The organism is Nonomuraea africana (assembly GCF_014873535.1).
Lineage (GTDB): Bacteria > Actinomycetota > Actinomycetes > Streptosporangiales > Streptosporangiaceae > Nonomuraea > Nonomuraea africana.
This window is the reverse complement of the sequence record NZ_JADBEF010000001.1, coordinates 2612830-2638894: the sequence shown is the minus strand read 5'-3', so window position 1 is coordinate 2638894 and position 26065 is coordinate 2612830. Positions and strand designations below refer to the sequence as shown.

General features: G+C 71.3%; 24 protein-coding genes. 13 read left to right on the top strand and 11 right to left on the bottom strand.

What is annotated here, in order from left to right:
• Window positions 1-17 precede the first annotated feature (17 nt).
• Both H4W81_RS48510 and H4W81_RS48505 read left to right on the top strand, forming a co-directional pair.
• Window positions 18-530 (top strand): erythromycin esterase family protein, encoded by a 513-nt coding sequence (locus tag H4W81_RS48510; RefSeq protein WP_264083151.1) that lies wholly within the window; start codon window positions 18-20, stop codon window positions 528-530.
• The gene (locus tag H4W81_RS48505; protein ID WP_192774938.1) at window positions 505-906 is read left to right on the top strand and encodes an erythromycin esterase family protein; all 402 of its coding nucleotides are present in this window, start codon (window positions 505-507) and stop codon (window positions 904-906) included. Before H4W81_RS48510 ends, H4W81_RS48505 begins: the two co-directional genes overlap by 26 nt.
• Before the next feature lie 129 nt (window positions 907-1035).
• Here H4W81_RS48505 and H4W81_RS12325 read toward each other — a convergent pair whose 3' ends face one another.
• Window positions 1036-1443 (bottom strand): MerR family transcriptional regulator, encoded by a 408-nt coding sequence (locus H4W81_RS12325; protein WP_192774937.1) that lies wholly within the window; start codon window positions 1441-1443, stop codon window positions 1036-1038.
• A gap of 49 nt (window positions 1444-1492) precedes the next feature.
• Between H4W81_RS12325 and H4W81_RS12320 the strand changes: the two genes are divergently transcribed.
• Complete coding sequence (locus H4W81_RS12320) at window positions 1493-2377, top strand: NAD(P)-dependent oxidoreductase (RefSeq protein ID WP_192774936.1); 885 nt, start codon at window positions 1493-1495, stop codon at window positions 2375-2377.
• Between the two features lie 188 nt (window positions 2378-2565).
• Here H4W81_RS12320 and H4W81_RS12315 read toward each other — a convergent pair whose 3' ends face one another.
• A complete protein-coding gene (locus H4W81_RS12315) occupies window positions 2566-3399 on the bottom strand; it encodes a nitroreductase/quinone reductase family protein (protein WP_192774935.1) in 834 nt (277 codons plus the stop codon).
• A gap of 383 nt (window positions 3400-3782) precedes the next feature.
• Here H4W81_RS12315 and H4W81_RS12310 point away from each other — a divergent pair, with 383 nt between their 5' ends.
• A complete protein-coding gene (locus H4W81_RS12310) occupies window positions 3783-6023 on the top strand; it encodes an ATP-binding cassette domain-containing protein (RefSeq protein WP_192774934.1) in 2241 nt (746 codons plus the stop codon).
• On the opposite strand, the gene H4W81_RS12305 is transcribed toward H4W81_RS12310, so the two are convergent.
• Together H4W81_RS12305 and H4W81_RS12300 are read right to left on the bottom strand one after the other, a co-directional pair.
• Window positions 5998-6522: a GyrI-like domain-containing protein gene (locus H4W81_RS12305; RefSeq protein WP_192774933.1), complete on the bottom strand. Its 525-nt coding sequence runs from the start codon at window positions 6520-6522 to the stop codon at window positions 5998-6000. The genes H4W81_RS12310 and H4W81_RS12305 overlap by 26 nt on opposite strands.
• Window positions 6519-7289 (bottom strand): MerR family transcriptional regulator, encoded by a 771-nt coding sequence (locus H4W81_RS12300; RefSeq protein ID WP_192774932.1) that lies wholly within the window; start codon window positions 7287-7289, stop codon window positions 6519-6521. Before H4W81_RS12300 ends, H4W81_RS12305 begins: the two co-directional genes overlap by 4 nt.
• Before the next feature lie 79 nt (window positions 7290-7368).
• On the opposite strand from H4W81_RS12300, the gene H4W81_RS12295 reads away from it, so the two are divergent.
• The 4 genes from H4W81_RS12295 (at window position 7369) to H4W81_RS12280 (ending at window position 12979) form a co-directional block, all read left to right on the top strand.
• Complete coding sequence (locus H4W81_RS12295) at window positions 7369-8145, top strand: MerR family transcriptional regulator (RefSeq protein WP_192774931.1); 777 nt, start codon at window positions 7369-7371, stop codon at window positions 8143-8145.
• A gap of 217 nt (window positions 8146-8362) precedes the next feature.
• Window positions 8363-9793, top strand: a complete 1431-nt coding sequence (locus H4W81_RS12290) for an MFS transporter (protein ID WP_318781695.1) — start codon at window positions 8363-8365, stop codon at window positions 9791-9793.
• Window positions 9790-12381, top strand: a complete 2592-nt coding sequence (locus H4W81_RS49265) for a PEP/pyruvate-binding domain-containing protein (protein WP_192774930.1) — start codon at window positions 9790-9792, stop codon at window positions 12379-12381. Before H4W81_RS12290 ends, H4W81_RS49265 begins: the two co-directional genes overlap by 4 nt.
• A 10-nt stretch (window positions 12382-12391) precedes the next feature.
• The gene (locus H4W81_RS12280) at window positions 12392-12979 is read left to right on the top strand and encodes a TetR/AcrR family transcriptional regulator (RefSeq protein WP_192774929.1); all 588 of its coding nucleotides are present in this window, start codon (window positions 12392-12394) and stop codon (window positions 12977-12979) included.
• A gap of 33 nt (window positions 12980-13012) precedes the next feature.
• Here the strand turns inward: H4W81_RS12280 and H4W81_RS12275 are convergent, their stop codons facing one another.
• Complete coding sequence (locus tag H4W81_RS12275) at window positions 13013-13834, bottom strand: alpha/beta fold hydrolase (protein ID WP_318781694.1); 822 nt, start codon at window positions 13832-13834, stop codon at window positions 13013-13015.
• Window positions 13835-13906: 72 nt separating this feature from the next.
• On the opposite strand from H4W81_RS12275, the gene H4W81_RS12270 reads away from it, so the two are divergent.
• Entirely contained in the window at window positions 13907-14734 is an 828-nt protein-coding gene (locus tag H4W81_RS12270; protein ID WP_225958576.1) for an SRPBCC family protein, read from the top strand.
• Here the strand turns inward: H4W81_RS12270 and H4W81_RS12265 are convergent.
• On the bottom strand, window positions 14709-15752 hold the full coding sequence (locus H4W81_RS12265; RefSeq protein ID WP_192774926.1) for a DUF4037 domain-containing protein: 1044 nt from the start codon (window positions 15750-15752) through the stop codon (window positions 14709-14711). The two genes, H4W81_RS12270 and H4W81_RS12265, sit on opposite strands and share 26 nt — an antisense overlap.
• Before the next feature lie 295 nt (window positions 15753-16047).
• On the opposite strand from H4W81_RS12265, the gene H4W81_RS12260 reads away from it, so the two are divergent.
• Window positions 16048-16377: a DUF3817 domain-containing protein gene (locus H4W81_RS12260; protein ID WP_318781693.1), complete on the top strand. Its 330-nt coding sequence runs from the start codon at window positions 16048-16050 to the stop codon at window positions 16375-16377.
• Here H4W81_RS12260 and H4W81_RS12255 read toward each other — a convergent pair.
• Together H4W81_RS12255 and H4W81_RS12250 are read right to left on the bottom strand one after the other, a co-directional pair.
• Window positions 16335-16526, bottom strand: a complete 192-nt coding sequence (locus H4W81_RS12255) for a hypothetical protein (protein ID WP_192774925.1) — start codon at window positions 16524-16526, stop codon at window positions 16335-16337. The genes H4W81_RS12260 and H4W81_RS12255 overlap by 43 nt on opposite strands.
• Window positions 16527-16779: 253 nt before the next feature.
• The gene (locus H4W81_RS12250; protein WP_192774924.1) at window positions 16780-17295 is read right to left on the bottom strand and encodes a MarR family winged helix-turn-helix transcriptional regulator; all 516 of its coding nucleotides are present in this window, start codon (window positions 17293-17295) and stop codon (window positions 16780-16782) included.
• A 103-nt stretch (window positions 17296-17398) separates the two neighbouring features.
• Between H4W81_RS12250 and H4W81_RS12245 the strand changes: the two genes are divergently transcribed.
• The gene (locus H4W81_RS12245; RefSeq protein WP_192774923.1) at window positions 17399-18343 is read left to right on the top strand and encodes an EamA family transporter; all 945 of its coding nucleotides are present in this window, start codon (window positions 17399-17401) and stop codon (window positions 18341-18343) included.
• Window positions 18344-18345: 2 nt separating this feature from the next.
• On the top strand, window positions 18346-19230 hold the full coding sequence (locus H4W81_RS12240) for an SDR family oxidoreductase (protein ID WP_192774922.1): 885 nt from the start codon (window positions 18346-18348) through the stop codon (window positions 19228-19230).
• 258 nt (window positions 19231-19488) lie between these two features.
• On the opposite strand, the gene purB is transcribed toward H4W81_RS12240, so the two are convergent.
• Both purB and H4W81_RS12230 read right to left on the bottom strand, forming a co-directional pair.
• On the bottom strand, window positions 19489-20919 hold the full coding sequence (gene purB / locus H4W81_RS12235) for an adenylosuccinate lyase (RefSeq protein WP_192774921.1): 1431 nt from the start codon (window positions 20917-20919) through the stop codon (window positions 19489-19491).
• 70 nt (window positions 20920-20989) lie between these two features.
• Window positions 20990-24223, bottom strand: coding sequence for an efflux RND transporter permease subunit (locus H4W81_RS12230; RefSeq protein ID WP_192774920.1), 3234 nt, complete (start codon window positions 24221-24223; stop codon window positions 20990-20992).
• Window positions 24224-24333: 110 nt separating this feature from the next.
• Here H4W81_RS12230 and H4W81_RS12225 point away from each other — a divergent pair, with 110 nt between their 5' ends.
• A complete protein-coding gene (locus tag H4W81_RS12225) occupies window positions 24334-24810 on the top strand; it encodes a MarR family winged helix-turn-helix transcriptional regulator (protein WP_192774919.1) in 477 nt (158 codons plus the stop codon).
• 636 nt (window positions 24811-25446) lie between these two features.
• On the opposite strand, the gene H4W81_RS12220 is transcribed toward H4W81_RS12225, so the two are convergent.
• Window positions 25447-25995 (bottom strand): TetR/AcrR family transcriptional regulator, encoded by a 549-nt coding sequence (locus H4W81_RS12220; RefSeq protein ID WP_318781692.1) that lies wholly within the window; start codon window positions 25993-25995, stop codon window positions 25447-25449.
• Window positions 25996-26065: the final 70 nt, after the last annotated feature.

The following is a 26065-nucleotide window of genomic DNA, read 5'->3' as shown; positions in this document are numbered from 1 at the left end:
GACCTGCCCGCTCGAACATGTCCCTGCTGCCCGGTCTGGACGCCGTGCTCGCCTACCTCGCGCAGGCCGATCCCGAATTCCGGATCGACCCCGGCGTCCGGGACACGGCGTCCGCCTTCGCGGCGCCGTCCTCGTTCTCCGCACCGGCGGCCTTCGCCGCCTACGGACAGCTCACCCCCGAAGCCAAGGACGCGCTCACCGCGAGCCTGGCCGACCTCGCCGCCCGCATGACGGCCCGGCGCCTGGACTGCCTGCGACGGACCACCGTCGACGCCTACGAGCGCGCGCTGCGTTCACTGCGCCTCACGGTGACCCTCGACTCGGCCATCCGCGCGATGGCCAGCGGCGACCAGCAGAGCATGCTGTTCAATCGCGACGCCGCGATCGCCGACACGGTCGAATGGATCCTGCGCAGGGAGGACCGGATCGTCGTCGCCGCCCACAACGGCCACGTCCAGCGCTGGCCCTGCGCTTCCGGGCTCGCCTGCGGCGACACCGATGGGCATGCACCTCGCCGATCGCCTCGGTGACGGCTATCTCGTCATCGGCACGACCTCGGGGACCGGCCAGGCCCTCAACGTGGCCCCCGACTTCTTCACCGGCACACTCTTCACCGCGATGGCGGCGCCCGAGCCCGGCAGCCTCGACGCGCTCATGGACGCCAGCCACGACGGCCCCTTCGCGACCGACCTGCGGCGGTTGTCGCCGGACGACGCCGACGCCGTCCGGGCCGCCTCGCGGCAGCGGGCCGGCAACGGGGCGTTCTACTCCGGCCTGAACCCGCTGGAGGCCTTCGACGTCGTCGTGCACCTGCCGTACGTCACGGCGGCCGAACCCGACGACGCCGCGCTCGCCCACGCGCCCGGGGACGTACAGGAGGCCTTCTCCCAGTGGAAGCCCGAGTGACAACCTGCCAGCGGTCGACGCACCCGCCGGACGGCTGAACTCCCCGAGCCCATCGCCGCGTGCGACCGTAACCCGTGACCCGTGACCCCCCGTGAGCGTGACCTCGGGCCGTAGCCGGCACCCGGCTGCTCAGGCGGGGACGGGCTCCTGGTCAGCACCGTCAAAGGGTGGATAGCTCTCGCTGCCCATTCGATCGGCCGCATCAATGTAGTCGGCAAGAGCGTCGCGGGATTGAGCGAGCCTGGACATCTGATCGTCCAGTCGCTGCAGCCGTGACCGCATCGCGGCCAGCAACTCGGGACACCCGAGCAGCTCCGGGGCCTCTCCGACCGCACAGGGCAGCAGGTACGCGATGTCCTCAGAGGACAAACCGGCACCAAGCAGGTGCCGGATCTGCTTCACCCGCAGCACGGCGCTCTCGTTGTACTCGCGGTAACCGTTCGCGCCGCGGTCTGCCTCCAGCAGGCCCTGGGCCTCGTAGTAGCGCAACTGATGGGCGTTGACGCCCGCCCGACGACTCAGTTCCCCGATCCGCATCGAAACCTCACTTGACCTTCATACCGGTATCAACGTTGACGATGGTGCCATGAACCACATAACCGATACACCCGTGACAGTCATCGGACTCGGACTGATGGGCCAGGCACTCGCCGGCGCGTTCCTGAAAGCCGGGCATCCCACCACCGTGTGGAACCGTACGACCTCCAAGGCCGACCGGCTGGTGGCCGAGGGTGCACGGCTGGCGCCAACGGTTGGCGACGCGCTCAAGGCAGGTTCCCTGACGATCATCTGCGTCACCGACTACCAGGCCATGCACGAGCTGCTCGGCGCGAGCGATATCGAGCTGGACGGCACGATGTTGATCAACCTGACCTCGGGCGACTCGGCCCAGGCCCGGGAAGCCGCCCAATGGGCCGAGCAGCGCGGCGCCCGTTACCTGGACGGCGCCATCATGGCCATCCCGCCGGCGATCGGGACCGCCGAGGCGGTGATTCTGCACAGCGGGCCGCAGTCGGACTTCGAGGCACACAAGTCAACACTCGACGCGCTCGGCACCGTCACCTACCTTGGTGCGGACCATGGGCTGGCGTCCCTGTACGACGTGGCCGGCCTAGCCATGATGTGGAGCGTGTTGAACGCCTGGCTCCAGGGCACTGCCCTGCTCAGGACGGCCGGTGTTGACGCCGCAACGTATGCGCCGTTCGCGCAGCAGATCGCTGCCGGTGTGGCCGAATGGCTGCCTGGGTATGCCGAGCAGATCGACCGCGGCTCCTTCCCGGCCGAGGTGTCGGCCCTGGAGACCGACGCGCGGGCGATGGCACACCTGATCGAGGAGAGCGAGGCGGTGGGTGTCAACGCCGAACTGCCGAAGTTGATCAAGGCGATGGCCGACCGCTCGATCGCCGCCGGACACGGTGGGGAGCAGTATCCCGTGCTGATCGAAGAGTTCGGCAAACCCGGCGACGCCTGACCGATCCCGACACCGGGATCTGGCGTCCCTGGTCGGCGGCGAGCGCCGATTTTCCACTCTGTCGGGATGGATGCCCCCGTAGCCTCCGTACCGGATGTGGTAATCGGCGATCAGGTTGTCCACACGGGGTGCGCCGACGAGGTGAGCCACGGGGGTCTCGCCCCGGCGGCGCTCCCCCGCCGCATGGACTACGCGTCGAGGATGGGGATCAGCTGCTCCTCCTCGTAGGCCAGGTGGCTCTCCAGCGCGTCGATGAGCCGCTCGACCTCCGGCAGCACCACGGCGGGGTCCGGGCTGTCGGTGGAGACCAGCTGCTGCAGCTCCTCGATCAGGGCGGCGATCTTCTGGTGCTCCTCGCCCAGCCGCTCCAAGGTCGGAGCCAGTTCGGGATGGCGCGCGGCCAGGGCCGGGAACATCCCCGCGTCCTCGTGGGTGTGGTGGTGGTGCAGCCCCTGGCAGACGGTCAGGCAGTTCACCCGCAGCTGGACGCCGAGGCCGGGACCGGACTCGGTGACCTCCTTGCGGATCAGCGCGAGTTCCCGCCTGAAGGCGTCGTGGATGAGCTTGAGCGCCGCGCCGAACGATTCGGCGTTCACGTTCGGCGGCCCGCTCGGGATCTCCCGCAGGGCGACGACGGGGATGAGGCGGGTGGTCTTGGCCTGGTAGTCGGCCCATCCGGGGTCGGCCTCGACCGCGCGGGCGAAGGCCTGCTCGCGTTCCTCGCCCTCCAGGACGACGGCCTGCGCGTCGTAGGTGAAGACGCCGTTCTCGACCCGGACGCGGGGGTTGGCCACGATGTTGTGGAACCAGTCCGGATGGCGGGCGGCGCCGCCGGCCGAGGCGATGACCAGGACCTGTTCGCCGCCGTCGGGCAGGTATCCGAGAGGGGTCGTGTGCCGGGCGCCCGAGCGCGCGCCCGTGGTGGTCAGCAGGAGCAGCCTGGCTCCTTCGAAGTATCCGCCCACCTGTCCTCGGTTGGCGCGGAACTCCTCGATGATCTGCTGGTTGAACTCGTTCGGCATTCTCTGCTTTCTGTTTTCGGGCTGTGGCGGCATGACGACGTCACCACGGGACGACCGTGGTGCGGTGGTGGTGCGAGGGGCGGCCCGGTGGCGTACGGCGGCGCGGTGAAGAGGGGGTGTCGCGCGTCAGGCGCGGGAAGACGGCACGCGGGCGGCACTCACGGGAAAGGCGGGCCTCTGGCCCGCCCGGCGCTCACGCCGTGGCCGGGGGCCTCACTCGCTCTTGGCCCATCGAGGCCGACCCGGCAGTCACAAAAATCACACTAGTGCCACCAAAGCCGCCGAAGCAACGCCACCCCGGCGGTCGACAAGCCTGGCGCGTGCCGCGTGCGAGGCCGGCCAGGGCGGGGATTCTGTCGGTGGGCGTCGTTAGCGTCGCTCCCATGAGCGAGGCCATCGTCATCACCGGCGCACGGACCAACAACCTCAAGAACGTCTCCCTGCGCATCCCGAAGAACCGGCTGGTGGTCTTCACCGGCGTCTCGGGCTCGGGCAAGTCCTCCATCGTCTTCGACACGATCGCCGTGGAGTCGCAGCGCCAGCTCAACGAGACGTTCCCGACGTTCGTCCGCAACCGCCTGCCCCGCTACGAGAAACCCGAGGCCGAGGCGATCGAGCACCTGTCGGCCGCGATCGTCGTCGACCAGAAGCCGATCGGCGGCAACGCCCGCTCCACCGTCGGCACCATGACCGACATCTCCTCCATCCTGCGGGTGCTGTTCTCCCGATACGGCGAGCCGAGCGCGGGCTACTCCTTCGCCTACTCCTTCAACGACCCGCAGGGCATGTGCCCGGAGTGCGACGGTCTGGGCCGCAGGCTCGAGCTCGACCTCGGCGCCTTCCTCGACGAGGAGCTGTCGCTGGAGGAGGGGGCGATCAGGTTCCCGCTGTTCGGGGTCGGCACCTGGCAGTGGCAGATCTACGCCCGCTCCGACACCTTCGACCCGGCCAAGCCGCTGAAGCACTACACCGACGCCGAGCGGGAGCTGTTCCTGCACGGTCAGGGCTTCAGCGTGGCGGTCAGGGGCAAGAACGGCACCCTCAACAAGGTCGCCTACGAGGGGGTGGCCGATCGCTTCACCCGCCTGTATCTCAAGCGCGACCTGTCGGAGCTGAGCGGCAGGAACCGTGAGGCGGTGCTGGCGGTGGTCAGTGAGGGGGTGTGCCGCTCGTGCGGGGGCGCGCGCCTCAACGCCAAGGCGCTGGCCAGCAGGATCGGCGGGCATTCCATCGCCGACTACGGCGCGATGGAGGTCACCGACCTCATCGCCGAGCTGGGCAGGCTCGACTATCCGGTGGCCGGGGCGGCGGTGGCGGCGCTGCGGCGGGTGGAGCAGATCGGTCTCGGCTACCTGTCGCTCGACAGGGAGACCTCGACCGTCTCCGGCGGGGAGGCGCAGCGGCTGAAGATGGTGCGGCATCTGGGTTCCAGCCTGACCGGGATGACCTACATCTTCGACGAGCCCAGCGCGGGGCTGCATCCCGCCGACGTGCACCGGATGAACTCCCTGCTGCTGCAGCTGCGCGACCAGGGCAACACGGTCATGGTGGTCGAGCACGATCCGCAGGTGATCGAGATCGCCGACCACGTCATCGACCTGGGGCCCGGCGCGGGGGTGCACGGGGGCCAGGTGGTCTTCGAGGGCCCGGTCGCGGAGTTGACGGACACGCTGACCGGGACACACCTGCGTCGCCGTACCTCGATCAAGGAGCAACCGCGCACGCCGTCCGGGTGGCTGACGGTCGAGCACGCGAGCCTGCACAATCTCGACGACGTCAGCGTGCGCCTGCCGGTCGGGGTGCTGACGGCGGTGACGGGTGTGGCCGGGTCGGGCAAGTCGACGCTGATCGGGCAGGTGTTCGTGGCCGCCCATCCGGAGGCGGTGGTGGTCGACCAGGGGGCCATCGCGGTCAGCTCGCGCTCGAGTCCCGCCTCGGCGATCGGGGTGATGGACGGCATCAGGGCGGCGTTCGCCAAGGCCAACGGGGTCAAGGCCGGGTTGTTCAGCTTCAACTCGGCCGGGGCGTGTCCCGAGTGCGAGGGGCGCGGAGTCATCTACACCGATCTGGCGTTCATGGATCCGGTGACGCGCACCTGCGAGACGTGCGAGGGACGGCGTTTCAACGCCGAGGCCCTGTCGTACCGATTGCGCGGGCGGACGATCGCCGAGGTGCTGGCGATGACGTCGGAGCAGGCGTCGGCCTTCTTCGCCGACGCCGGCGCGGCGGCGATCGCGGCCAGGTTGCGCAGCCTGGTGGAGGTGGGGCTGGGCTACCTGACGCTGGGCCAGCCGACCTCGACGCTGTCGGGCGGTGAGCGGCAGCGGCTGAAGCTGGCCGGTGAGCTGGGCCGCACCGGCAGCCTGTACGTGCTGGACGAGCCGACCACCGGCCTGCACCTGGCCGACGTGGAGGCGCTGGTCGACCTGCTCGATCGGCTGGTCGAGCAGGGCAACACGGTCATCGTCATCGAGCACGACCTGCAGGTGATCAGGCGCGCCGACTGGGTGATCGATCTCGGCCCTGGTGGCGGGCGGCACGGCGGGCGCGTCCTCTACGAGGGCCCGCCCGCCGGTCTGGGCGAGGCGGCCGGCTCCGTCACGGGGCGGTTCCTGCGCTCCTGACCGGCTGGCGAAGCACGGTGCGCATCTTGGCGGGGTCGCTCTCCTGCAGGTCGGACAGGTACACCTCGTGGTGGAGGCCGTTGGCCACGAGCCCGTGGGCGGCCATGTACTCCGCCATCGCCGCCAGCGTGATGTGCTCATCGCTGTAGGGGCCTTCGTGCAGCAGTTCGACGCACTCGCCTTCGGTGAAGGTGACGACCTGCACCCGGTCGACGGCCGCGCCCGAGGTGCGGGCCGTCTCCCTGGCGCGCTCCATCTCCCCCGCGGCCGGTACGGCGGGCAGCGGCAGGTGCAGGTGCCAGCGCCACTGCTCGCGCGGCACCTCGAGCGGGGGCGGCTCGTCCTCGACCCACCAGCGGCCCTCCAGCGGGCCGACGGGGGCGTTCATGGCCGCGGCGACGGTGTAGAGGGCGTTGATCGCCGAAAGGTGCTCGCCGCCGCCGGGTTCGCCGAGTCCGGTGACGGTCAGCGCGGTGACGGGGCCGTAGGTGGTCTTCACGGGTGTTCCTCCAAGGGGATCTGCAGGTGGGTGATGAGCTGGTCGGCGGGGGTGGTGGCCGGGTCGCTGGCGTAGACCTCCCTAAGGGGGCCGTGGACGGGGTGGTTGCGTTCGGCGCACCAGGCCAGCAGGGCGTGCGCGGTCAGCGAGATCTGGTCGTAGGGGCCGATGTGGGTGGCCTGGGCGAAGCGTCCGCCGGGCAGGACGCGGGCGGTGGCGCCGGCGACGGGCGCGCCGGTCTCCAGCGCCACCTCGACGGTGAGCGGTTCGGTCAGGTCGACGGGGAACAGCCCGATCAGGCGGGGCGCCGTCTCGGCGGCGGCGGCCAGCAGCCTGGCCACGCACGCCGAGGTGGCGCGGCCCACGTCCAGATCATCGTGGGCCTGCTCCCGCGTCAGCGCCACCATGCGGGCGGGCTCGTCGACCACGCGGATCTGGGCGGCCGGCAGGCCGTCGGCCATGACCCGCTCCAGGGCGGCGAGGGTGCGGCGGCGGCGCCGCAGTTCGCTGTCGAGGTCGTCGCGGACCTGGCCGAGCGCGCCCGCCGTCCCCGACAGGACCTGCCCGATGACCGACAGCGGCACGTCCAGTGACCGCAGCAACCCGATCGACAGCGCCTGGCGGGCCTGGGAGGGGTGGTAGTAGCGGTAGCCGGTGTCGTCGTCGACGTGGGCGGGCCTCAGCAGGCCGAGGTCGGCGTAGTGGCGCAGCTGTTTGACGCTGAGCCTGCTGAGACGGGCGAACTGCCCGATTGGCAGGAGGTCCATGTCTCAAGGATGGGGTCTCCCTCTGTGGGAGAGTCCAGCCGGTTGACCCTCACGTTGGGTGAGGGTTCATGCTGGGGGCATGAGCGTGACAGTGGGGCAGGTGGCGCGGCTGGCCGGGGTGACGGTGCGGACGCTGCACCACTACGACGAGATCGGCCTGCTGTCGCCCAGCGAGCGCAGCCAGGCAGGCTACCGGCGCTACACCGACGCCGACCTGGAGCGGCTGCAGCAGGTGCTGTTCTACAGGGAGCTGGGGTTCGGGCTGGAGGAGATCGCCGCGATCCTCGACGATCCCGGCAGTGACGCGATGACCCATCTGCGCCGCCAGCACGAGCTGCTCATGGTGCGCATCGACCGGCTGCGGGACATGGCCGAGGCGATCGAGGTCGCGATGGAGGCACGCACCCTGAACATCACGCTGACCCCCGAGGAGCGCTTCGAGGTGTTCGGCGATTTCCGTCCCGAACAGTACGACGAGGAGGTGGAGCGGCGCTGGGGCGGCAGCAGCCGGTACGCGGAGAGCCGCCGCCGCGTCGCCTCCTACACCAAGGTCGACTGGCTGCGGCTGCGCGCGGAGGCGGAGGGCATCACCGAAGATCTGGTGGCGGCGATGAAGGCGGGCCTGCCCGCCGCCGGCGAGGCGGTGATGGATCTGGCCGAACGGCACCGCGCGCACATCAGCCGCTGGTTCTACGACTGCACGCCGGACATCCACCGGTGTCTGGGCGAGCTGTACGTCACCGACGCCCGCTTCACCGCGACGATCGACGCGGCCGCCGAGGGCCTGGCCGCCTATCTGCGGGATGCGATCGACGCCAACGCCGACCGGCACGCGACAGGCAGATCGGCGAGCTGAGGAGGACGCGCGACAGGCTCGACGCCGTCATCGCCGCCGCGGCCGAGTCGGCGGGGTACTCCGCGAAGGACCCCACAGGCTGAACGGCACGGGCTGAACGGCGCGGCCGCCTCCCAGGGTGACGACGTTCGCTGACGCCGCACTTAGAGAACGTTGCGTATCCAATGAGCGAAGCGTAGGCTCCTTAGAGAACGCGACGTCTTCTAAAGGGGTGGTCGTGCGCAGCTCCGTCACCGCTGTCCTGCCGGGCCTGCTGCTGGCCATGCTCCTCGGCGCGCTCGACCAGACGATCATGACCCCCGCGCTGCCGTCCATCGCCGCCGACCTCGGCGGACTGGCGCAGATGCCCGCCGTCGTCACGGCCTACCTGGTCGCCGCCACCGTCGTCATGCCCGTCTACGGCAAGCTCGGCGACAGGTTCGGCCGCAAGCCCGTCATGCAGGCGGCGATCGCGGTGTTCGTCGCCGGCGCCGTGCTGTGCGCGATGGCCGCCTCCATGCCGCAGCTGGTCGCCTTCCGCGCGCTGCAGGGCATGGGCGGCGGCGGGCTCATGATCGGCGCGCAGGCCATCATCGGCGAGATCGTCAGCCCCCGCGAACGCGGCCGCTACCTCGGCTTCATCGGCGCGGCCTACGTGGTCGCGGCGGTCGGCGGGCCCCTGCTCGGCGGCTTCTTCGTCGACCGGCTCAGCTGGCGGTGGATCTTCGCCGTCTACCCGCCGCTCGGCCTGGTCGCCTTCGTCCTGCTGACCCTCACCCTCCACCTGCCCCGCCCCGCCCGCGCCACCGCCACAGAGAGCGGCACTGCCGCGTGGCCGCCCGTCGACTACGCCGGCACGCTCACGCTGGCGGCCGCGGTGCTCGGCATCGTCCTGCTCGGACAGACCCGCCACCCCGCCTGGCTCCTGCTCGCCCTGGCGGGCGGCGCCGCCTGGTTCCTCACCGCCCGTCGGGCCGCCGACCCCGTCCTGCCGCTGCGGCTGTTTCGCGACCCCGCCTTCGCCGTCCCGGTGGCCATCAGCTTCCTGATCGGGTTCGCGCTGTTCGGCACCCTCACCTACCTGCCTTCCTACCTGCAGATCGCGCTCGGCGCGGGCGCGGCGCAGGCCGGGCTGGTGGTGACCGCGCTCATGGCGGGCGTGCTGCTCACCACCGTCGTCTCGGGCCGGCTCATCACCAGGACGGGCCGCTACAAGCCGTACCCGATCGCGGGGACCGCGCTGGCGGCCGCGGGCCTGGCGCTGCTGGCCGTCCTGGCCGCCGCGTCGCGCGGCGTCGCCAGCCTCGCACCGGGGACGGCGGTGGCCGCGCTGAGCGCGGCGATGGCGGTGATCGGGCTCGGCGTCGGGCTGGTCATGCAGGTGATGGTGCTGGCCACGCAGAACGCCGTCGGCTACGCCGACCTCGGCGCCGCGACCTCCTCCGTCACCTTCCTGCGCCAGATCGGCGCCTCGGCGGGGGTGGCGGTGGCCGGCACGCTGATCACCTGGCGGCTGGAGAGCGGCCTGCCGGAGGCGGCGGCGCTCGGCGCGGCGATGCCGCTGGTGTTCGGGCTCATGGCGCCGCTGCTCGGGGTGGCGTTCGTGCTGGCCGTCGCCCTGCCCGTCCGTCCGTTGCGTACCACCGCGCATGTGAAGGAGCCCGCATGACCTTCGTGACAGCGTTGAAGGACCTCGACCGGCACAGCCTCGCCGTGGCCGGCGGCAAGGGCGCGAACCTGGGTGAGGCGATCAGGGCCGGCTTCCCCGTCCCCGACGGGTTCGTCGTCACCACCGACGCCTACGCGCTCGTGGCTGCCGACCCGCGCGTGTCGGCTGTGCTGGCCGAGACGCTCTCCGAGATCCAAGCCGGGATGCCCGGCGAGCTCACCGGCGAGCAGCCGGCCGGGGCGGATCCGGGCGCCCGCGTCCGGGCCGCCTTCGAGGTCGCCGAGGTGCCGGAGAAGATCAGGCGCGCCATCCTCGATGCCTACGCGGCGCTCGGCGCGGGCCCCGTCGCGGTGCGCTCCAGCGCCACCGCCGAGGACCTGCCGGGGGCCGCGTTCGCCGGGCAGCAGGACACCTACCTCAACGTCGTCGGCGAGCGCGCGCTGATCGACGCGGTACGGCGGTGCTGGGCCTCGCTGTGGACCGCGCGCGCGATCGCCTACCGCGCCAGGCGCGGCATCGGGGCGGGCATAGAGACGGGCATCGGGGCGGACGGCGAGGTGGGCGGCGTGCGGATCGCCGTCGTGGTGCAGGCCATGGCCGAGGCCGAGCTGGCGGGGGTGATGTTCACCGCCAACCCGGTGACCGGCGCGCGCGACCAGATCATCGTCGAGGCCAGCGGCGGCCTGGGCGAGGCGGTCGTGTCCGGACTGGTCACCCCCGACCACTACGTCCTGGACGGCCACGGCCGGATCGTCGAGCACACCCCGGGCCGGCGGGAGGTGGTCATCAGGCCCGCGCCCGGCGGCGGCGTGCTGAAGGAGACCCCCGCCGCCGGGGCGGTCGGCGCGGCCGAGTCGCTTCCCGAGCGGGCGCTGGCACGGCTGGCGGCGCTCGGCAGGGCGGTGGAGGCGCACTTCGGCCGCCCGCAGGACATCGAGTGGGCCTACGCCGCGGGAGCCGTGACGCTGCTGCAGGCCCGCCCGCTGACCGCGCTTCCCCCGCCGCCGCTGCGGCTGGGCAGGCTGCGGCGCAAGCTGGGCTCGATCCTGCTGGAGTACGTGCCGGTGCGGCCCTACCCGATCGACATGTCCACCTGGGTGCCGTACGGCCCGGCGGGACTGATGGCCGAGGTGACCCGCCACTTCGGCCTCAGGGGCGCCTTCGAGGGGTTCCTGCCCGAGGTCGACGGCGTGGTGGAGCGGCTGGTGCCGCCCGCTCCGCGGCCCTCGCTCGCGATGCTGGCCACGCCGTACAAGCTGGTGCGGCTGGCGCGGCGCCACGATCCCGCCCGCTGGACCGCCGACCCGCGCTTCGCCGCGTTCATGGCGAGCATGGCGCGCCTGCAGGAGCGCGACGTCGCGGCCATGGACTGGCCGGAGCTGGTCCGGCTGCCGCGCCAGGCCCTGCGCTCGCTGGCGCCGATCGCCGCCTTCCGCATCGACTACCTGCCCCGCACCGGCCTGTCGCTGCTGCGCCTGGCGCTGGTGCTGCGGCTGCTGGGCAGGGGCGGGCTGTTGGCCGAGCTGATCACCGGGGCGCGCACCCGCACCGCCGACGCCAACAGGGCGCTGGAGGCGCTGGCCGCGATGGTGCGCCAGGACCGGCGGCTGGGCGCGGCCCTCGAGGAGGGCGCGCTCACCTTCGAGCACAACGACGCCTTCCGCACGGCGTTCGCCGCGTTCCTGACCGAGTACGGGCACCGGGAGACCACCAGCCCGATCCTGGTCACGCCGCCGACGTGGGGCGAGGCGCCCGAGGTGGTCCTCGGCGCGATCAAGGTGCTGGCCGGCCGTCCACCCGAACCCGCGGGTACCGCCGACCAGCCTGACCAGCCTGACCAGGTTGACCAGGCTGACCAGGCCGAGCGGGCGCTGCGGAGCCTGCTGGAGCACCGCCTGCTGCGCGGCCGCCCGCGCAGGGCCCAGCGGGTGCGGCGCTGGGTCGAACAGGCCAGGGCGGGCCTGGCCTTCAGGGAGGACAGCCACTTCTACTTCACCAAGCCGCTGCCGGTACTGCGCCGCGCCCTGCTGGAGATGGGCGCACGGCTGCGCGACGCGGGCGTGCTCGCCGCCTCGGAGGAGGTCTTCCACCTGCGGCTGGAGGAGCTGGAGACGATCGGCGACCCCGCCCGGGCGTCCGCGGCCGACCGGGCGCGGCTGCGCGAGCTGGTGCGGCGGCGCGCCCAGCGCCGAGCCGAGCTGGAAGGGGTGCCGCTCATCGACCCGCGCGCCGTCTTCCCCGTCCAGGACGCCGGCGACGCGCTGGTCGCCGGCACGCCCGCGGGCGGCGGCCGGGCCGGCGGGCCGGTGCGCGTCATCAGGGAGCCCGCCGAGTTCGGCACGCTGGCCGGCGGCGAGGTGCTGGTGTGCCCGTACACCAACCCGTCGTGGACGCCGCTGTTCCAGCGGGCGGCGGCGGTGGTGGTCGACACCGGCGGGCCCGCCTCGCACGCCGCGATCGTGGCGCGCGAGTACGGCATCCCCGCCGTGATGGGCACCGCCGTCGGCACCAGCGTGCTGCGCACCGGCCAGATGGTGACGGTCGACGGATCCACCGGACGGGTCACCGCATCCGAGATCACTTCCTAGGATCAAGAGCATGGTCACCGACCACCGCAAACAGCCCAGACGGCGCGGCGAGGCGCTCAACGCCGCCATCTTCGAGGCCGTGCTGGCCGAACTGGCCGAGGTCGGCTACGCCAGGATGACGATGGAGCGGATCGCCGAACGGGCCAGGACGGGCAAGGCGTCGCTGTATCGGCGCTGGCCCAACCGCATGGAGCTGGCGATGGAGGCCGTCTACCACGCGATGCCCGACCCGTCGTGTCCCGCCGAGACCGGCAGCCTGCGCGGCGACCTGCTGGCGCTGCTGCGCCGCCAGGCCGAGCTGCTGGCCGGGCCCGCCGGCGAGGCGCTGCGCGGGCTGCTGTCGGAGGTGCTGGCCGACGCGTCGCGGATGGCCGAGCTGCGCCGCCTGTCGCACGGCAGCAGCCGGCAGGCCATGGGCGAGGTCGCGCGAAGGGCGGTGGAGCGGGGCGAGATCGACGCCTCGGCGGTGACGCCACGCCGGCTGGAGGTGGGGCAGGCGATGCTGCGCCACCAGTTCCTCTCGCACGGGGTGCCGATCGCCGACGAGGTGATCGTGGAGATCGTGGACGAGGTGCTGGTGCCGCTGTTCACCCGCTGACCGGGCCGGCCGTAGTGCCGGCCGTACGGCGGGTCAGTCCTGGCGCAGGTGGGCGGAGAGCAGGCCGGTGACCTCCGCGGGCCGCTCCAGCGGGGGCAGGTGGCCGGTCTCGGGCAGATCGACGCGGCGCGCGCCCTTGATGCCGGCGGCCAGCAGGTCCGAGACGTGCTGGATGGACGGCACGTCGGCCATCCCGTTGATCACCAGGGTCGGGGCGCGCACCTCGTCCAGCCGTCCGGCGGCGGCCGGGGCCAGCTGACGTTCGGGGACGGCCGGGCCGCTCCACAGCCGCTGGAAGACCCCCTCGCACATGCGCACCGCCTGCTCCCACACCTGCGGCGGCAGATCCTCACGGGTGCGGGCCGGGCCCGCCACCTGCCACAGCACCTGCGCCTCGGCCATCGCCCGCGCGTCGGCGGGATCGACCCGCGCGCCGCCCTGCCGGTAGCGGGCCAGCCGGTCGGCCGGCACCGCGCTGTGCACGCGTTCGCGCGCCTGGGCGAGCATCGCCTCGGGCCACGCGTGCCCGGCCAGGCCCGAGCAGATCAGCGTCAGCGACGTGACGCGCTCGGGGGCGGCCAGGGCGGCCTCCACCGCGTAGGCGCCGCCCATGGAGCAGCCCACCAGCGCCGCCCGCGCCACGCCGAGGCGGTCCATGAGGGCCAGCAGGTCCTCGTGGTGGCACACCTCCCGCTCGGCGTCGCCGGAGGCGCCGTAGCCGCGCCAGTCGTAGCGGACGACCCGGTGCGTGGCGGCCAGCGCGGCGAACTGGTGCTCCCACATCCGCCGGTCGGCGATGCCTGCGTGGACGAACACCACGACGGGACCTTCACCCGCCTCGTCATAACTGATCACCTGTGCACCGTACTGGGCTGGTTGCTGGCTTTTCGGGGCTGTTCGCTGTCGGCTGCGGGGTATAGGCCCTGCATGAACATCCAATCCCTCGACGCCGACCTGGGACGCAGCGTCCTGCGCATGGAACGCGAGCTGCCGCATCCGGTGCACACGGTGTGGCGGGCGCTGACCGACCGGTCGGTGCTGGCCAGATGGTTCCCCGCCGACCTGCGGATCGACGATCCGGTGCCGGGCGGCAAGGTGGTCTTCGACTTCGGCGCCGGAGGACCGGCCATGGTCGGGATGGTCACCGACTTCGAGCCGCCCCACCTGCTGGCCTACACCTGGGAGGGCGACCATCTGCGCTGGGAGGTGCGTCCCGGCGTGCTGGCGCTGGCGCACACCTTCGACGACAGGGCCGGCGCGGGCAGCTTCGCGGCGGGCTGGCACACCTGCCTGCGGGCGCTGGCGGCCGAGCTGGCCGGTCTGCCCCCTGCGGAGATGGACGACTCGGCCGAACTGCACGACGCGTTCGTGGAGGAGTTCGGGCTGGACGAGCCGGAGTTCGGGCCCGCCTCCGTGCGGTTGGAACGCCAGCTGACCGCCAGCGCCGACGTGGTGTGGCGGGAGCTGACGGCCGGGCAGCGGGTGCGCGCCGACGGCCCGGTGCCCGCCGGCTTCACCTGCCCGCCGATCCAGGCCGGCAACGTCGCCGAGGTCGAGGCCGGACGGCGCCTGGTCTACTACATCCCCGACGGGACGGTCTCCTGGGAGCTGGGCGAGGGCACCGGCCAGGGCGCCCGCCTCGTGCTGACCCACAGCGGCGCCTCCGCCGCCGGCCGAGAACTGGCCGCCACGGCCTGGCGGGAGCGGCTGAGGGAGCTGGCCGTACGGCTCAGGCGGCGGCCCGCTGAAGAGTGAGCGCGGCGGCGGTGACGGCTCGGGCGCGCGCGGGATGGGTGAGCACCTCGACGCTGTCGCACATCTGGTCGATGCTGCCGGTCAGCGGCAGGGCCCGCACGGCGGGGTCGCGGATCGACTCCAGCAGCGTCTCGGCGAGGCGGCCGCCGTCGATCACCTGGAAGGGCCGGTCGTGGAAGGGCCGCACGGCCGTCTCGACGGGGTCGGTGAGCGCGATCCTGTTGTGCACCGCGGCCAGGCGTTCGTAGGCGGCGCTCAGGGCGCGCTCGCGTTCGGGCCAGGTGCGGGCGGCCAGCGCGGCGCCGAGCGCCTCCCCTAGTTCGGCCGCCCCCGGCAGGCGGGCCAGCGCGCTGCCGAGCCACTTGGCGTAAGGGGGATAGCGTCGTCGTTGCAGCAGCGCCAGCCGCATCACCTCCCTGGCCATGCGCCCGCCGAGCGTCGCCGAGCCGAGCTCGTCGCCCACCTCGGCGCACCGCCCAGGAAAGGACTCCTCCTGGCCGATGCGCTGCCACTGGCAGGCCAGCACGTAACGCCACAGGTCCTCGGGATACCAGCGCAGCGCCGCCCGCACCTCGTTCAGCTCGCCGAGCCCGTCGTGGAAGACCTCGCCGCAGGTGACCTCGGCCAGCGCCTGCCACGGCGCCGACAGCCAGTCGAGCGCGGTGATCTGCTCGCGCGGGTCGAAGCCCAGCCGCTCGCGCAGCCACGCGCCCAGCTCGGCCACCAGCACCCCATGGCGCAACTCACCCCGCTGGACGAAAACGGTCGGATAACCGCCGAAGGAGGGCGGAAGCCCCGCCGCGACCGCCGCCTCCACGGCGGCGACGGCGCCGGGCGCCACGAACAGCAGCACCCGTGGCCCCCAGTCATGGTCGGCGCTGCGCTGGGTGTCGAAGGCCAGCACCTCCGAACCGGGACCGACCAACGCGGCACTGTGCGGGATATCGGCAACGAGCGGCGCCACCACGTCGGCGTAGTAGGCGCGGCTCAGCTCAAGACCAGGAACAAAACCGGACATCACTCGTTCAACTGTGCCTGAGCGGGACGGGAACCTCACCCGGTTTTCTCGGGCGCCCGGCGAAAGCAGCGTCGCACCCGGTGGCGCCGCAGACTGCGTGCCCGCTGGAATCCCTCATGGGGTGAGCCAGTGCTCGGGAGGGCCGTCTGTGCCTGCCACCCATGACCTCCGGCCGGCCGGCGACGTGCCGCCGCCCACGCCCCCATGGCCCCGCATGGCCCGCATCACCTGGCGACCCACCCTGCCCCTAGGCTGGCTTGCGGTCACCACGAAACCAGCGAAAGGGTCCCCACCTGTGCTCCGCCTGTTCCGCGCCGTCGCCATCGCCGAAGCCTGCTCCTGGGTCGGCCTGCTGGCCGGCATGTACGTCAAATACATCGCGCAGGCCGGCGAGCTCGGCGTGAAGATCTTCGGCCCCGTCCACGGCGGCCTGTTCCTGCTCTACCTGCTCGCCGTGCTGCTGCTGGCCCGCCAGGAGGGCTGGAGCAGGGGCACGACCGCGCTCGGTCTGGCCTGCTCGGTGCCGCCGCTGGCCACCGTCTGGTTCGAACGCCGCCAGCAGCGCCGCAGGACAGCCTCCCCTCAGCCGGCCACCCCGGTCACCACCACCGGCAGCCGGCGCTGACCCAGCCGCTCCTGGACGGCCGGCGCGGCGGCGTCGTGGTCATCGACCATCAGCCCCGCCCTGCCGTGCGCGGCCACCCACCTGCCGCTGAACCACCGGCACACCCACCCGGCCGGCCCTCTGTCCCGGTCAGCGGTATCGGTGGCCACCCCGGCCAGGAACCCGACCGACGCGCGAGGCGTTACGGCCGGGTCGACGGCCTCGCGTGCTCACCCCGGGAGGCCCAGGGGGTGGCGGCGGCATGGTCCACCCAGGCGGCGAGGAACCGCTCCTGCTCGACGTCGCCGGGTGAGTGCCCGATGAGCACGCGCAGCAGCGGATAGTACGTCAGCGACGCCCGCTTCCGGGCCGCGACGGGCTGGGCGCCGCGGTATCCCAGCCGAGCAGCGTTCGGCCCTGTCTCTACGGATTCAGGGGATTGCCAGGCGAGTAGTCGCCGAGGCTGGTGAGCAGCTTGCGCAGCAACCCGGCGAGATGTTCCTGGTCACGGCCGCTCAGTTTGCTGAGGAGCTTCGCCTCCAGGTCGACGTGGTCGACGACGATTCGGTCGATCAGCTCCCGGCCACGCTCGGTCAACGTGATCAACACGCTGCGCCGATTGAGGGGATCGACCTCGCGGGTCACCAGCTCCTTGGCGACGAGACGGTCGATCCGGTTGGTGATCGCTCCGGAGGTGACCATCGACGACTCGACCAACTGCCCCGCGGTGAGCTGATACGGAGGCCCGGACCGGCGCAGCGTCCCCAGGATGTCGAATTCCCACAGCTGCAGGTCATGCGTGGCGAAGTGGTCACGAAGCTCGCGTTCGAGTAGTCGGCAGGCGCGCTGGATCCGGGCCACCACGCCCATCGGCGTGGGGTCGATGTCGGGCCGTTCGGTCCGCCACTGGTCCATCCGCCAGTCGACGTTGTCCTTCACGAGCCTGCCGCCTCCGAAACCTCTCAACGTGAAACTGTTTGACGCCATCCTAACAGGCGGCTACATTCGCCAACGTTGAACATTTCAACGTTAAGGAGATTAGATGACATTGGCTCCGAGCCGGCCGGACGCGGGCAGCGCGTCCCCGCCCGGTAGCACCCTGGGACTGACCGCGCTGACCGCGGCCGCGCCGGTCAGTTGGGGTACCACGTACCTGGTCACCACCGAGTTCCTCCCGCCCGGCCACCCGTTGGTGTCCGGTGTGATCCGCGCGCTGCCGGCGGGGCTGATCCTGCTCGCCGTCACGCGCCAGCTGCCGCACGGCCAGTGGCTGTGGCGCTCGTTGCTGCTCGGCACCCTCAATATCGGCGCGCTCTTCGCACTGCTGTTCGTCGCCGCCTATCGATTGCCGGGTGGCATCGCGGCGACGCTCACCGCCGTCCAGCCGTTGCTCGTCGTCGGCCTGGCGTTCCTGCTGCTCGGTGAGAAGCCCACACGCTGGCGGCTCGGCTGGGGCCTGGTCGGCGTGGTGGGCGTCGGGTTGATCGTCTTGCGCGGCCAGCTCTCCTTCGACCTGCTAGGCATCCTGGCCGGCATCGCAGCTGCGGGCGTGATGGCCGGCGGGATCGTCCTGACCAAACGTTGGGGACGTCCGGAGGGCGCCGGCGCAGCGACCATCGCCGGCTGGCAGCTCACCGCCGGCGGTCTCGTGCTCGTCCCGCTCGCGCTTGCGTTCGAGGGACTTCCGTCCGGACTGGATCTTCGTGCCATCGGCGGCTACGCGTGGCTGTCTGTTGTGGGCGCCCTGCTTTCTTTCCTGGTCTGGTTCCACGGCATCGGCAAGCTGCCCGTGGTCGCCGTGTCGTTCCTCGCCCTGCTCTCACCCATGGTCGCCACGATCCTGGGCTGGCTGTTCCTCGGTGAATCCCTGACGCCGTGGCAGGGTGTCGGGTTCGTGCTCGCGCTGGCCGCCATCGCCGCCGCGCAGCTGACCCCCGACGTCGTCCGCAACCTGGTCCGTATCCCCGTCACCACCGAAGGAGAATGAACATGTCACGCACCGTGCTGATCACGGGAGCCACCGGAACCGTGTCCACCGCACTGATGAATGCGCTGGAAGGGGCCGATGTGGACCTTCGTGCTCTCGTCCGCGAAGAGTCCGATGCGGACGGCCTGCGCAGGCGAAACGCCGAGGTCTTCGTCGGTGACCTCGACGACGCTCGGTCGCTGCCGCCCGCCTTCGAGGGCGTACAGGACGTGTGGCTGCTCACCCCGAACGGCCCACGCGCTCCTGAGAACAGCATGAACGCCGTGTGGGCCGCGCGCCAGGCCGGTGTGGAGCGCATCGTGCGCTTGTCCGCCATCGGCGCGGCACACGACGCGCCGAACCGCAGCGGCAGGCTGCACGCGCTGTCCGACCGGGAGACCGAGCGGTGCGGCATGCGCTGGACGATCCTGCGTCCACACTGGTTCATGCAGAACCTGCTGAACGAGGCGGGCGACCTCGCCGCCAGCGGCACGTTCTCGCTGAACATGGCCTCGGCGCGGATCGGCATGATCGACGTACGCGACATCGCCGAGTGCGCTGCCCGCGTGCTCCTCGACGACCCGGATCGCCACCACGGCCAGACGTACACCCTCTCCGGCCCGCGCCTGCTGACGTTCGACGAGGTCGCCGACCACTTGAGTCTCGCTCTCGGCAGGTCCATCACGTACCTGCCGGTCAGCGACGACGCCAAGCGCAAGACACTGCTCGGCTACGGCGTTCCGAAATGGATCGTCGACATGCTCGAGGAGTACGCGCAGGCGTATGTCTCCGGCTGGGGAGGCTTCACCACCGATACGGTGGCCGACCTTCTCGGCCGCCCCCCGCGCGACATCGCCGACTTCGTCCGCGACCACGCCGCGGCGTTCACCTCGGCCGACGGCAACTGAAACCGTGACCCGCTGGTCAGCCGCGGGATCATCGGTGCCTCGGCGAGTTCGACGAGCTGCTCGTCGGTCCGCCCGATCGACTTGCGGCCTGGATGACCAGCCACGGCGGTCGTCGTCCAGCCCCACCCACAGGTAGCGAAAAGCCCGACACAGTGGCATCCCCCTGGCTCCCTCAAGATCGGCCGCTCCACCGCTCACGCGGCACTCGGGCAACGCCGCACGCGGCCGCCTCCTGCTGCGGCGAGGTCGGCTCGCGAATCAGAGGATGGCGCCGGGAGCGTAGCCGGCCGCCCGCGGGTAGCGCGCCACGATCTCACCCACCCGCTGCGAGACCGCCTCCACCTGATCGGCCGCCGCCCCCGTGAACGAGACCCGGTCGGCCAGCAACGCCTCCAGCTGCGCCCGGTCCAGCGGGAAACGCTCGTCGCCGCCCAGCCGCTCCAGCAGCCTGTTGGGCGCACCCTCCGAACGCATCGCCAGCGCCGACGCCACCGCGTGCTCCTTGATCAGCTCGTGCGCCTGCTCGCGGCCCATCCCCGCCCGCACCGCCGCCATCAGCATCTTGGTCGTGCCCAGGAACGGCAGGTAACGGTCCAGCTCGGCGGAGATGACCGCGGGGAAGGCGCCGAACTCGGCCAGCACCGTCAGCATCGTCTCCACCAGCCCGTCGAAGGCGAAGAACGCGTCAGGCAGCGCCACCCTGCGCACCACCGAGCACGACACGTCGCCCTCGTTCCACTGGTCGCCCGCCAGCTCGCCCGCCATCGAGGCGTACCCGCGCAGGATCACCGTCAGCCCGTTGACCCGCTCGCACGAGCGGGTGTTCATCTTGTGCGGCATCGCCGACGAGCCGACCTGACCCTCCTTGAACCCCTCGGTCACCAGCTCGTGCCCGGCCATCAGCCTGATCGTCTTGGCCAGCGAGCTCGGCGCCGCCGCCAGCTGCACCAAAGCCGTGACGACCTCGAAGTCCAGCGATCGCGGATACACCTGCCCGACACTGGTGAAACGCCGCTCGAAGCCCAGGTGCGCGGCCACCTGCTCCTCCAGCGCCGCAAGCTTCTCCCGGTCGCCGCCCAGCAGGTCGAGCATGTCCTGCGCGGTGCCGACCGGCCCCTTGATGCCCCGCAGCGGATACCGGCCGATCAGCTCCTCCAGCCGCGCGAAGGCCACCAGCAGCTCATCGGCGGCGCCGGCGAACCGCTTGCCCAGCGTCGTGGCCTGCGCGGCCACATTGTGCGAACGGCCTGCCAGCACCGTCGCCTCGTGCTCCTCGGCCAGCGACGCCAGCCGCGCCAGCAACGCCACCGCCCGATCGCGCACCAGCAGCAGGCTGTCGCGGATCTGCAGCTGCTCGACGTTCTCCGTCAGGTCACGCGAGGTCATGCCCTTGTGCACGTGCTCGTGCCCGGCCAGCGCGTTGAACTCCTCGATGCGCGCCTTCACATCGTGCCTGCTGATGCGCTCCCGCTCGGCGATCGAGGCCAGATCGACCTGCTCGACGACCTTCTCGTAGTCGTCGATAGCCTGCTGCGGCACCGCGACGCCCAGCTGCGCCTGCGCCCTCAGCACCGCCAGCCACAGCCGCCGCTCGGCGACCACCTTGTACTCGGGAGACCACAGGCGGGCCAGCTCACCGGAGGCGTAGCGGGCGGCCAGGACATTGGGGATCAGCGGCTTGGACGTCACGTTGCCCCAGTGTATGGGGCCCGCCCCCGCGCACGTGAAAGGGGGGCGAGGCGCCCCCCCTTTCACGTGTCTAGGCCGGAGCGCCGACCTTCTCCTGGGCGGGCGAGGACGCGGCGGGCGTACGGCGCAGCCGCTCCTTGGTCCGCTCCACCATCGTGTACAGCGTCGGCACCAGCACCAGCGTCAGCAATGTGGAGGAGATCAGACCGCCGATCACCACGATCGCCAGCGGCTGCGAGATGAACCCGCCGGCGCCCGTCACCCCCAGCGCCATCGGCGTCAGCGCGCAGATCGTCGCCACCGCCGTCATCAGGATCGGCCGCAACCTGCGCCTGCCACCCTCGATGACCGCCTCCACCACGCCCATGCCCTGGTCGCGGTACTGGTTGATCAGATCGATCAGCACGATCGCGTTCGTCACCACGATGCCGATCAGCATCAGCATGCCGATCAGCGCGGGCACACCCATCGGCGTCCCCGTCGCCAGCAGCAGCCCGATCGCGCCCGTCGCCGCGAACGGCACCGACACCAGCAGGATCAGCGGCTGCACGAAACTCCTGAACGCCGCCACCATGATCATGAAGACGATCGCGATCGCCGCCAGCATCGCCAGGCCCAGGTCGGCGAACGCGTCGGCCTGATCGGCAGACACCCCGCCGATCGTGTACGAGGCGCCCGCCGGCAGCGCCAGCGCCTTCAGCTTCGTCGTCAGCGTCTGCGTCACACTGCCCAGGTCGCTGGCCGCCGCCTTGGCCGACACCGTCGCCGACCGCTCACCGTCGATCCTGGTGATCTGCGTCGGCCCGTCCACCTGCGACACCGTCGCCACCTGCGACACCTTCACCGGCCCGACCTTGAGGTCCTCGACCTCCTCCACATCCGCCGGCGCGTCACCGCCCCGCAGGATCAGATCGCCGGCGATGCCGTCCAGGGTCAGCTGGCCCAGCGGCGCGCCGCGGAAGGCCTGCGCCACCGCCTGCCCGACCTGCGCCTCGGTGACCCCCTTCTCCGCCGCCTTCTTCCTGTCGACCACCACCTCGATGCGCGGCGCGCTGCCCTCCAGGTTGGACGACACGTCCCGCAGCTGCGGCAGCTCACCCATCGCCGCCTTCACCTGCTCGGCCGCCCGGCCCAGCGTGTCGGCGTCCGACGCCTGAACGATCACGTCGATCGAGTCGGAGGCGAAACCGCCGCCGCCCTGACCGCCGACCGTCACCTCACCCACGCCCGACAGGCCCTTCAGTTCGGACCGCAGCCGCTCCTCCAGCGCCGCCGTGTCCGCGCCCTCCTCGGCCGTCACCGAGTACGACACCCGATCGGCGCCGCCCCCCGTGCCGCCCATCATCGCGTTGCCGCCGCCGACGTTGACCTGGTAGGACCGCACGCCCTCCAGCCCGGCCAGCACCCGCTCCACCTTCTTGGCGGCCGCGTCGGTGGCGGCCAGATCCGTGCCCACCGGCATCCGCTGACTCACCGAGATCGTGTCCTGCCCGGAGGAGTCGATGAAGTTCGTCTCCAACCGGCCCGCCAGACCCATCGTCGCGGCGAAGACCACCACACCGATCAGCACCGTGACCAGCCGGCGACGCGTGGCGAACCGCAGCACCGGCAGGTACATCCGCTGCAGCGGGCTGCGCAGCTCCTTCGCCTCGGCCGCCTCCCTGACCGCCCGCGCCTGCTCCGGCTCCAGCACCGGCGCCTTCAGGAACCAGTACGCCAACACCGGGATCACCGTCAGCGACACCAGCAGCGACGCCAGCAACGCCACCGTCACCGTGATCGCGAACGGCGCGAACAGCTCACCCACCATGCCACCCACGAACGCGATCGGCGCGAACACCGCCACCGTCGTCAGCGTCGAGGCCGTCACCGCGCCCGACACCTCACGCACCGCCGCGGTCACCGCCGTCCGCTTCGGCTCGCCGTACCCCAGATGCCGTTTGATGTTCTCCAGCACCACGATCGAGTCGTCGACCACCCGGCCCACCGCGATCGTCAACGCGCCCAGCGTCAGCATGTTCAGCGAGTAGTCCCCCGCCCACAACGCGATCAGCGCGATCACCACCGACAGCGGGATCGACACCGCCGTCACCAGCGTCGAGCGCACCGACAGCAGGAAAACCAAGATCACCAGTACGGCGAACGCCAGACCCAGCAGGCCCTCCGTCGTCAGCGACTCGATCGAGCGCTCCACGTACGGCGCCTGATCGAAGATCACCGTCACCGCCGCGCCACCGAGTGCCGCCTCCAGCTTCGGCAGGCTGTCCCGTACGGCATGCGAGATGCTCACCGCGTTGCCGTCCGGCGTCATCGTCACCGACACGCCCAGGCTCGGCTCACCATTGGTCCGCGTCAACGTCGTGGCCTCGGCCTTGCGCCGCTCGACCTTCGCCACCTCGCCCAGCTTGACCGGCTTGGGCGGCTTCGGCGCCGCCGTCGGCACGGCCTGCGGCTGCTGACCCGGCTGACCCTGCTGCGTCCCGGGCGGCGCCTCCGCGCTCCTTCCCGGCTGCTGTGCTTGCTGGGGCTGTGCTTGCTGGGGCTGTGCCTGCGGGGGAGCCTGCTGCGCGACCGGCGTCAGGTACAGGTCCTTCAACGCCTCGATCGAATCGACCCGCGCGCCCACCTGAACCGTCAGCGACCTGCCGTCCTCGGACAGCGTGCCGGCCGGGATCGGCGTGCCGTTCGCCTTCAGCACCTCGGGGATCTGCGCCGGCGACACGCCCTTCTTCGCCATCTTCTTGGCGTCCGGCGTGATCACCACCTCTTCGTCCCTGGCGCCGGTGACCTCCGCCTCTCGCACACCCTCGATGCCCTGCAGCTGCGGCACCATGACGCGGCGCAGCCGGTCGGCCATCGCCCGCTCGTCACCGCCGTCGCCCACCGCCAGGACCAGCACCGGGATGTCGTCGGTGTTGCCCGCCACCACCTGCGGATCGACCCCGTCCGGCAGCTGGATACGGCTGATCGCCTGCTGCATCTTGGCCAGCGAGTCGTCGATGTCGGTGCCGTAGGCGAAGGCGACCTGCACCTGCGCCAGACCCTCCTTCGACGTCGAGGTCATCTCCTCCAGGCCGTCGACACTCGCGAACGAGTCCTCGATCGGCTTGGTGACCAGATCCTCCACGATCTCCGGCGACGCACCGGGATAGGGCGCGACGACGAACGCGCCGGGAAACGACAGCGACGGCAGCAACTGCTGCTTGAGCTGCGGAATGGTGAAGGCGCCGAACGCGCTCAACACGATCGCCACCAATATGACGAGACTTCGGTTGGCGAGGCTCAGCCGGGCCAGAGCAGTCATCCGGTCCTCACGGTGTCAGCGGCAAAGAATTCGCCTCAGACTAACACTTCGCCTTGAGCGAATATTTAACCGCTTGTGTCGTTCCTGATAACCTTCTCAGGAAGCGAGAGGTGAGAGTGGACGACGAACGTGAAGCCCTGATCCGTCAGATCAGCGAGACCCAGCGCGGCCTCGGGCGCCTCCTGGCGCACGACCGCTCCCCCCTGTTCGACTCCAACCTCACCATGCGCCAGCTCAAAGTCGTCATCCTCCTGTCCTGCGCGGGCTCGGCCTCAGGGCAGGACCTCGCCGGCAATCTCGGCGTCGGCCTCGGCACCGTCACCGGCATCGTCGACCGCCTCGTCGCCCAGGGCCTCGTCACCCGCCACGAAGACCCCCACGACCGGCGCGTACGGCGCGTCCAGCTCACCGACGCCGGCCGCGCCCTCGTCGAGGACATCAACGACGCCGGACTGCGCAACTACCGCCGCATCATGGAGCGCCTCGACATCGACTCCCTGCGCTCCCTGGCCGACATCACCACGAAGATCGCCGCCATCGCCGCCGACCTTCCCCTCCCCCGCCAGGACACCAGCGCCGCCCACTGACCGACCCGCAGAGCCCACACCACCGGATCCGGCAGGCGTGCTCCCTGCCGCCCGGGGCCGCAGGTGCGCCTCGTCGTGGGGGCTCGCCGAGGATCGGCGTCATCACTGCCGGTCCTCGGCCGCCGAGACCGCCCGCACCCCGTCGAGAACGACCGCCGAGGCCACCAAGGTGGGGTGCCGACAAGAAATCTGTCATGAGCCCCGAACGGAGGGAGAATGCCGCCCCCTCGCGGATCGCCGTCGGGTGTCGCCGTCATCTGTGGTCACGAAGGAAGGTGGGGATGTCGGCACGGGTCGGGTAGTTTCCGCAGGGGTGCCGCCTTGCCCCGAAGGAATGCGGTGATGACGGCGGTCCTTCGACCCCCTCAGGTGAGGTGGGTGCCGGCGACCCCGTCCGACCCCTGGGTCTCAGCGCACCGACCCGAGCGAGGGCCAGATCAATTGGAGGGGTGGTACGCGGTGCCGCCGGTGGCGCACTCGGGCGCACGGTCCTGCCCTTGGCGGCAGGTGCGACTCGGTCGTCAGGATGGAAGCGGCGCGAGAGCTGTCCCCGTCACCTGTACTTGAGTACACCCGTGGTGAAAACGCATCTTGGGGACGCCCCTGGATGATGGCGATGAGGCGCGAACCGGGCGTTCACCGTGGCGGGCGCAAGAGGTGTTCTCCGGCAAGGTGGATGGCTTCGCGTTTGGTGTACCCAGGGTGGTCCGCGACGATGAAGTGGCGGCCGATCGCGAGCGCGAACGCCAGGGTGCTGCGGGCCTCGATCTCGTCGGGGTCGGTGATGAAGGCGCCGAACATCTTCCGCAGGAAGTCCATGCGCTCGTTGTCGATACGCCGCAGGCGCGCCGCGACGGACTGGTCGTGGTGGGCCCAGGCCCGGACCGCGAGATCAATCCGGTGAAGGTCTTCTGAGAAGGTCAGTTGACCGACGCGCCTGATCCTCTCGGCGGCGTCGCCGCCTTCAGCGTCGACCTGGGCGAGGACCTCTCTGGTGCAGCGGCGTTCCCACTCGTCGAGCATCTCCGTGAGCAACGCGGGACGCCCATCGAAGTACCCGTAGAACCCGCCCTTCGTCACGCCGAGCTTGGTGGCGAGCGTCTCGACGCGGACCGCGTCGGGTCCTCCCTCGGCGAGGGCTTCGAGGCCCGCCTCTATCCAGCGGGCTCGTGTTGTGCGGGCCACGGCGGGAATCTGGCCACCTCCATTGATCGCCTCTCATTTATACGTTACCGTACACACGTAATGTACGGTA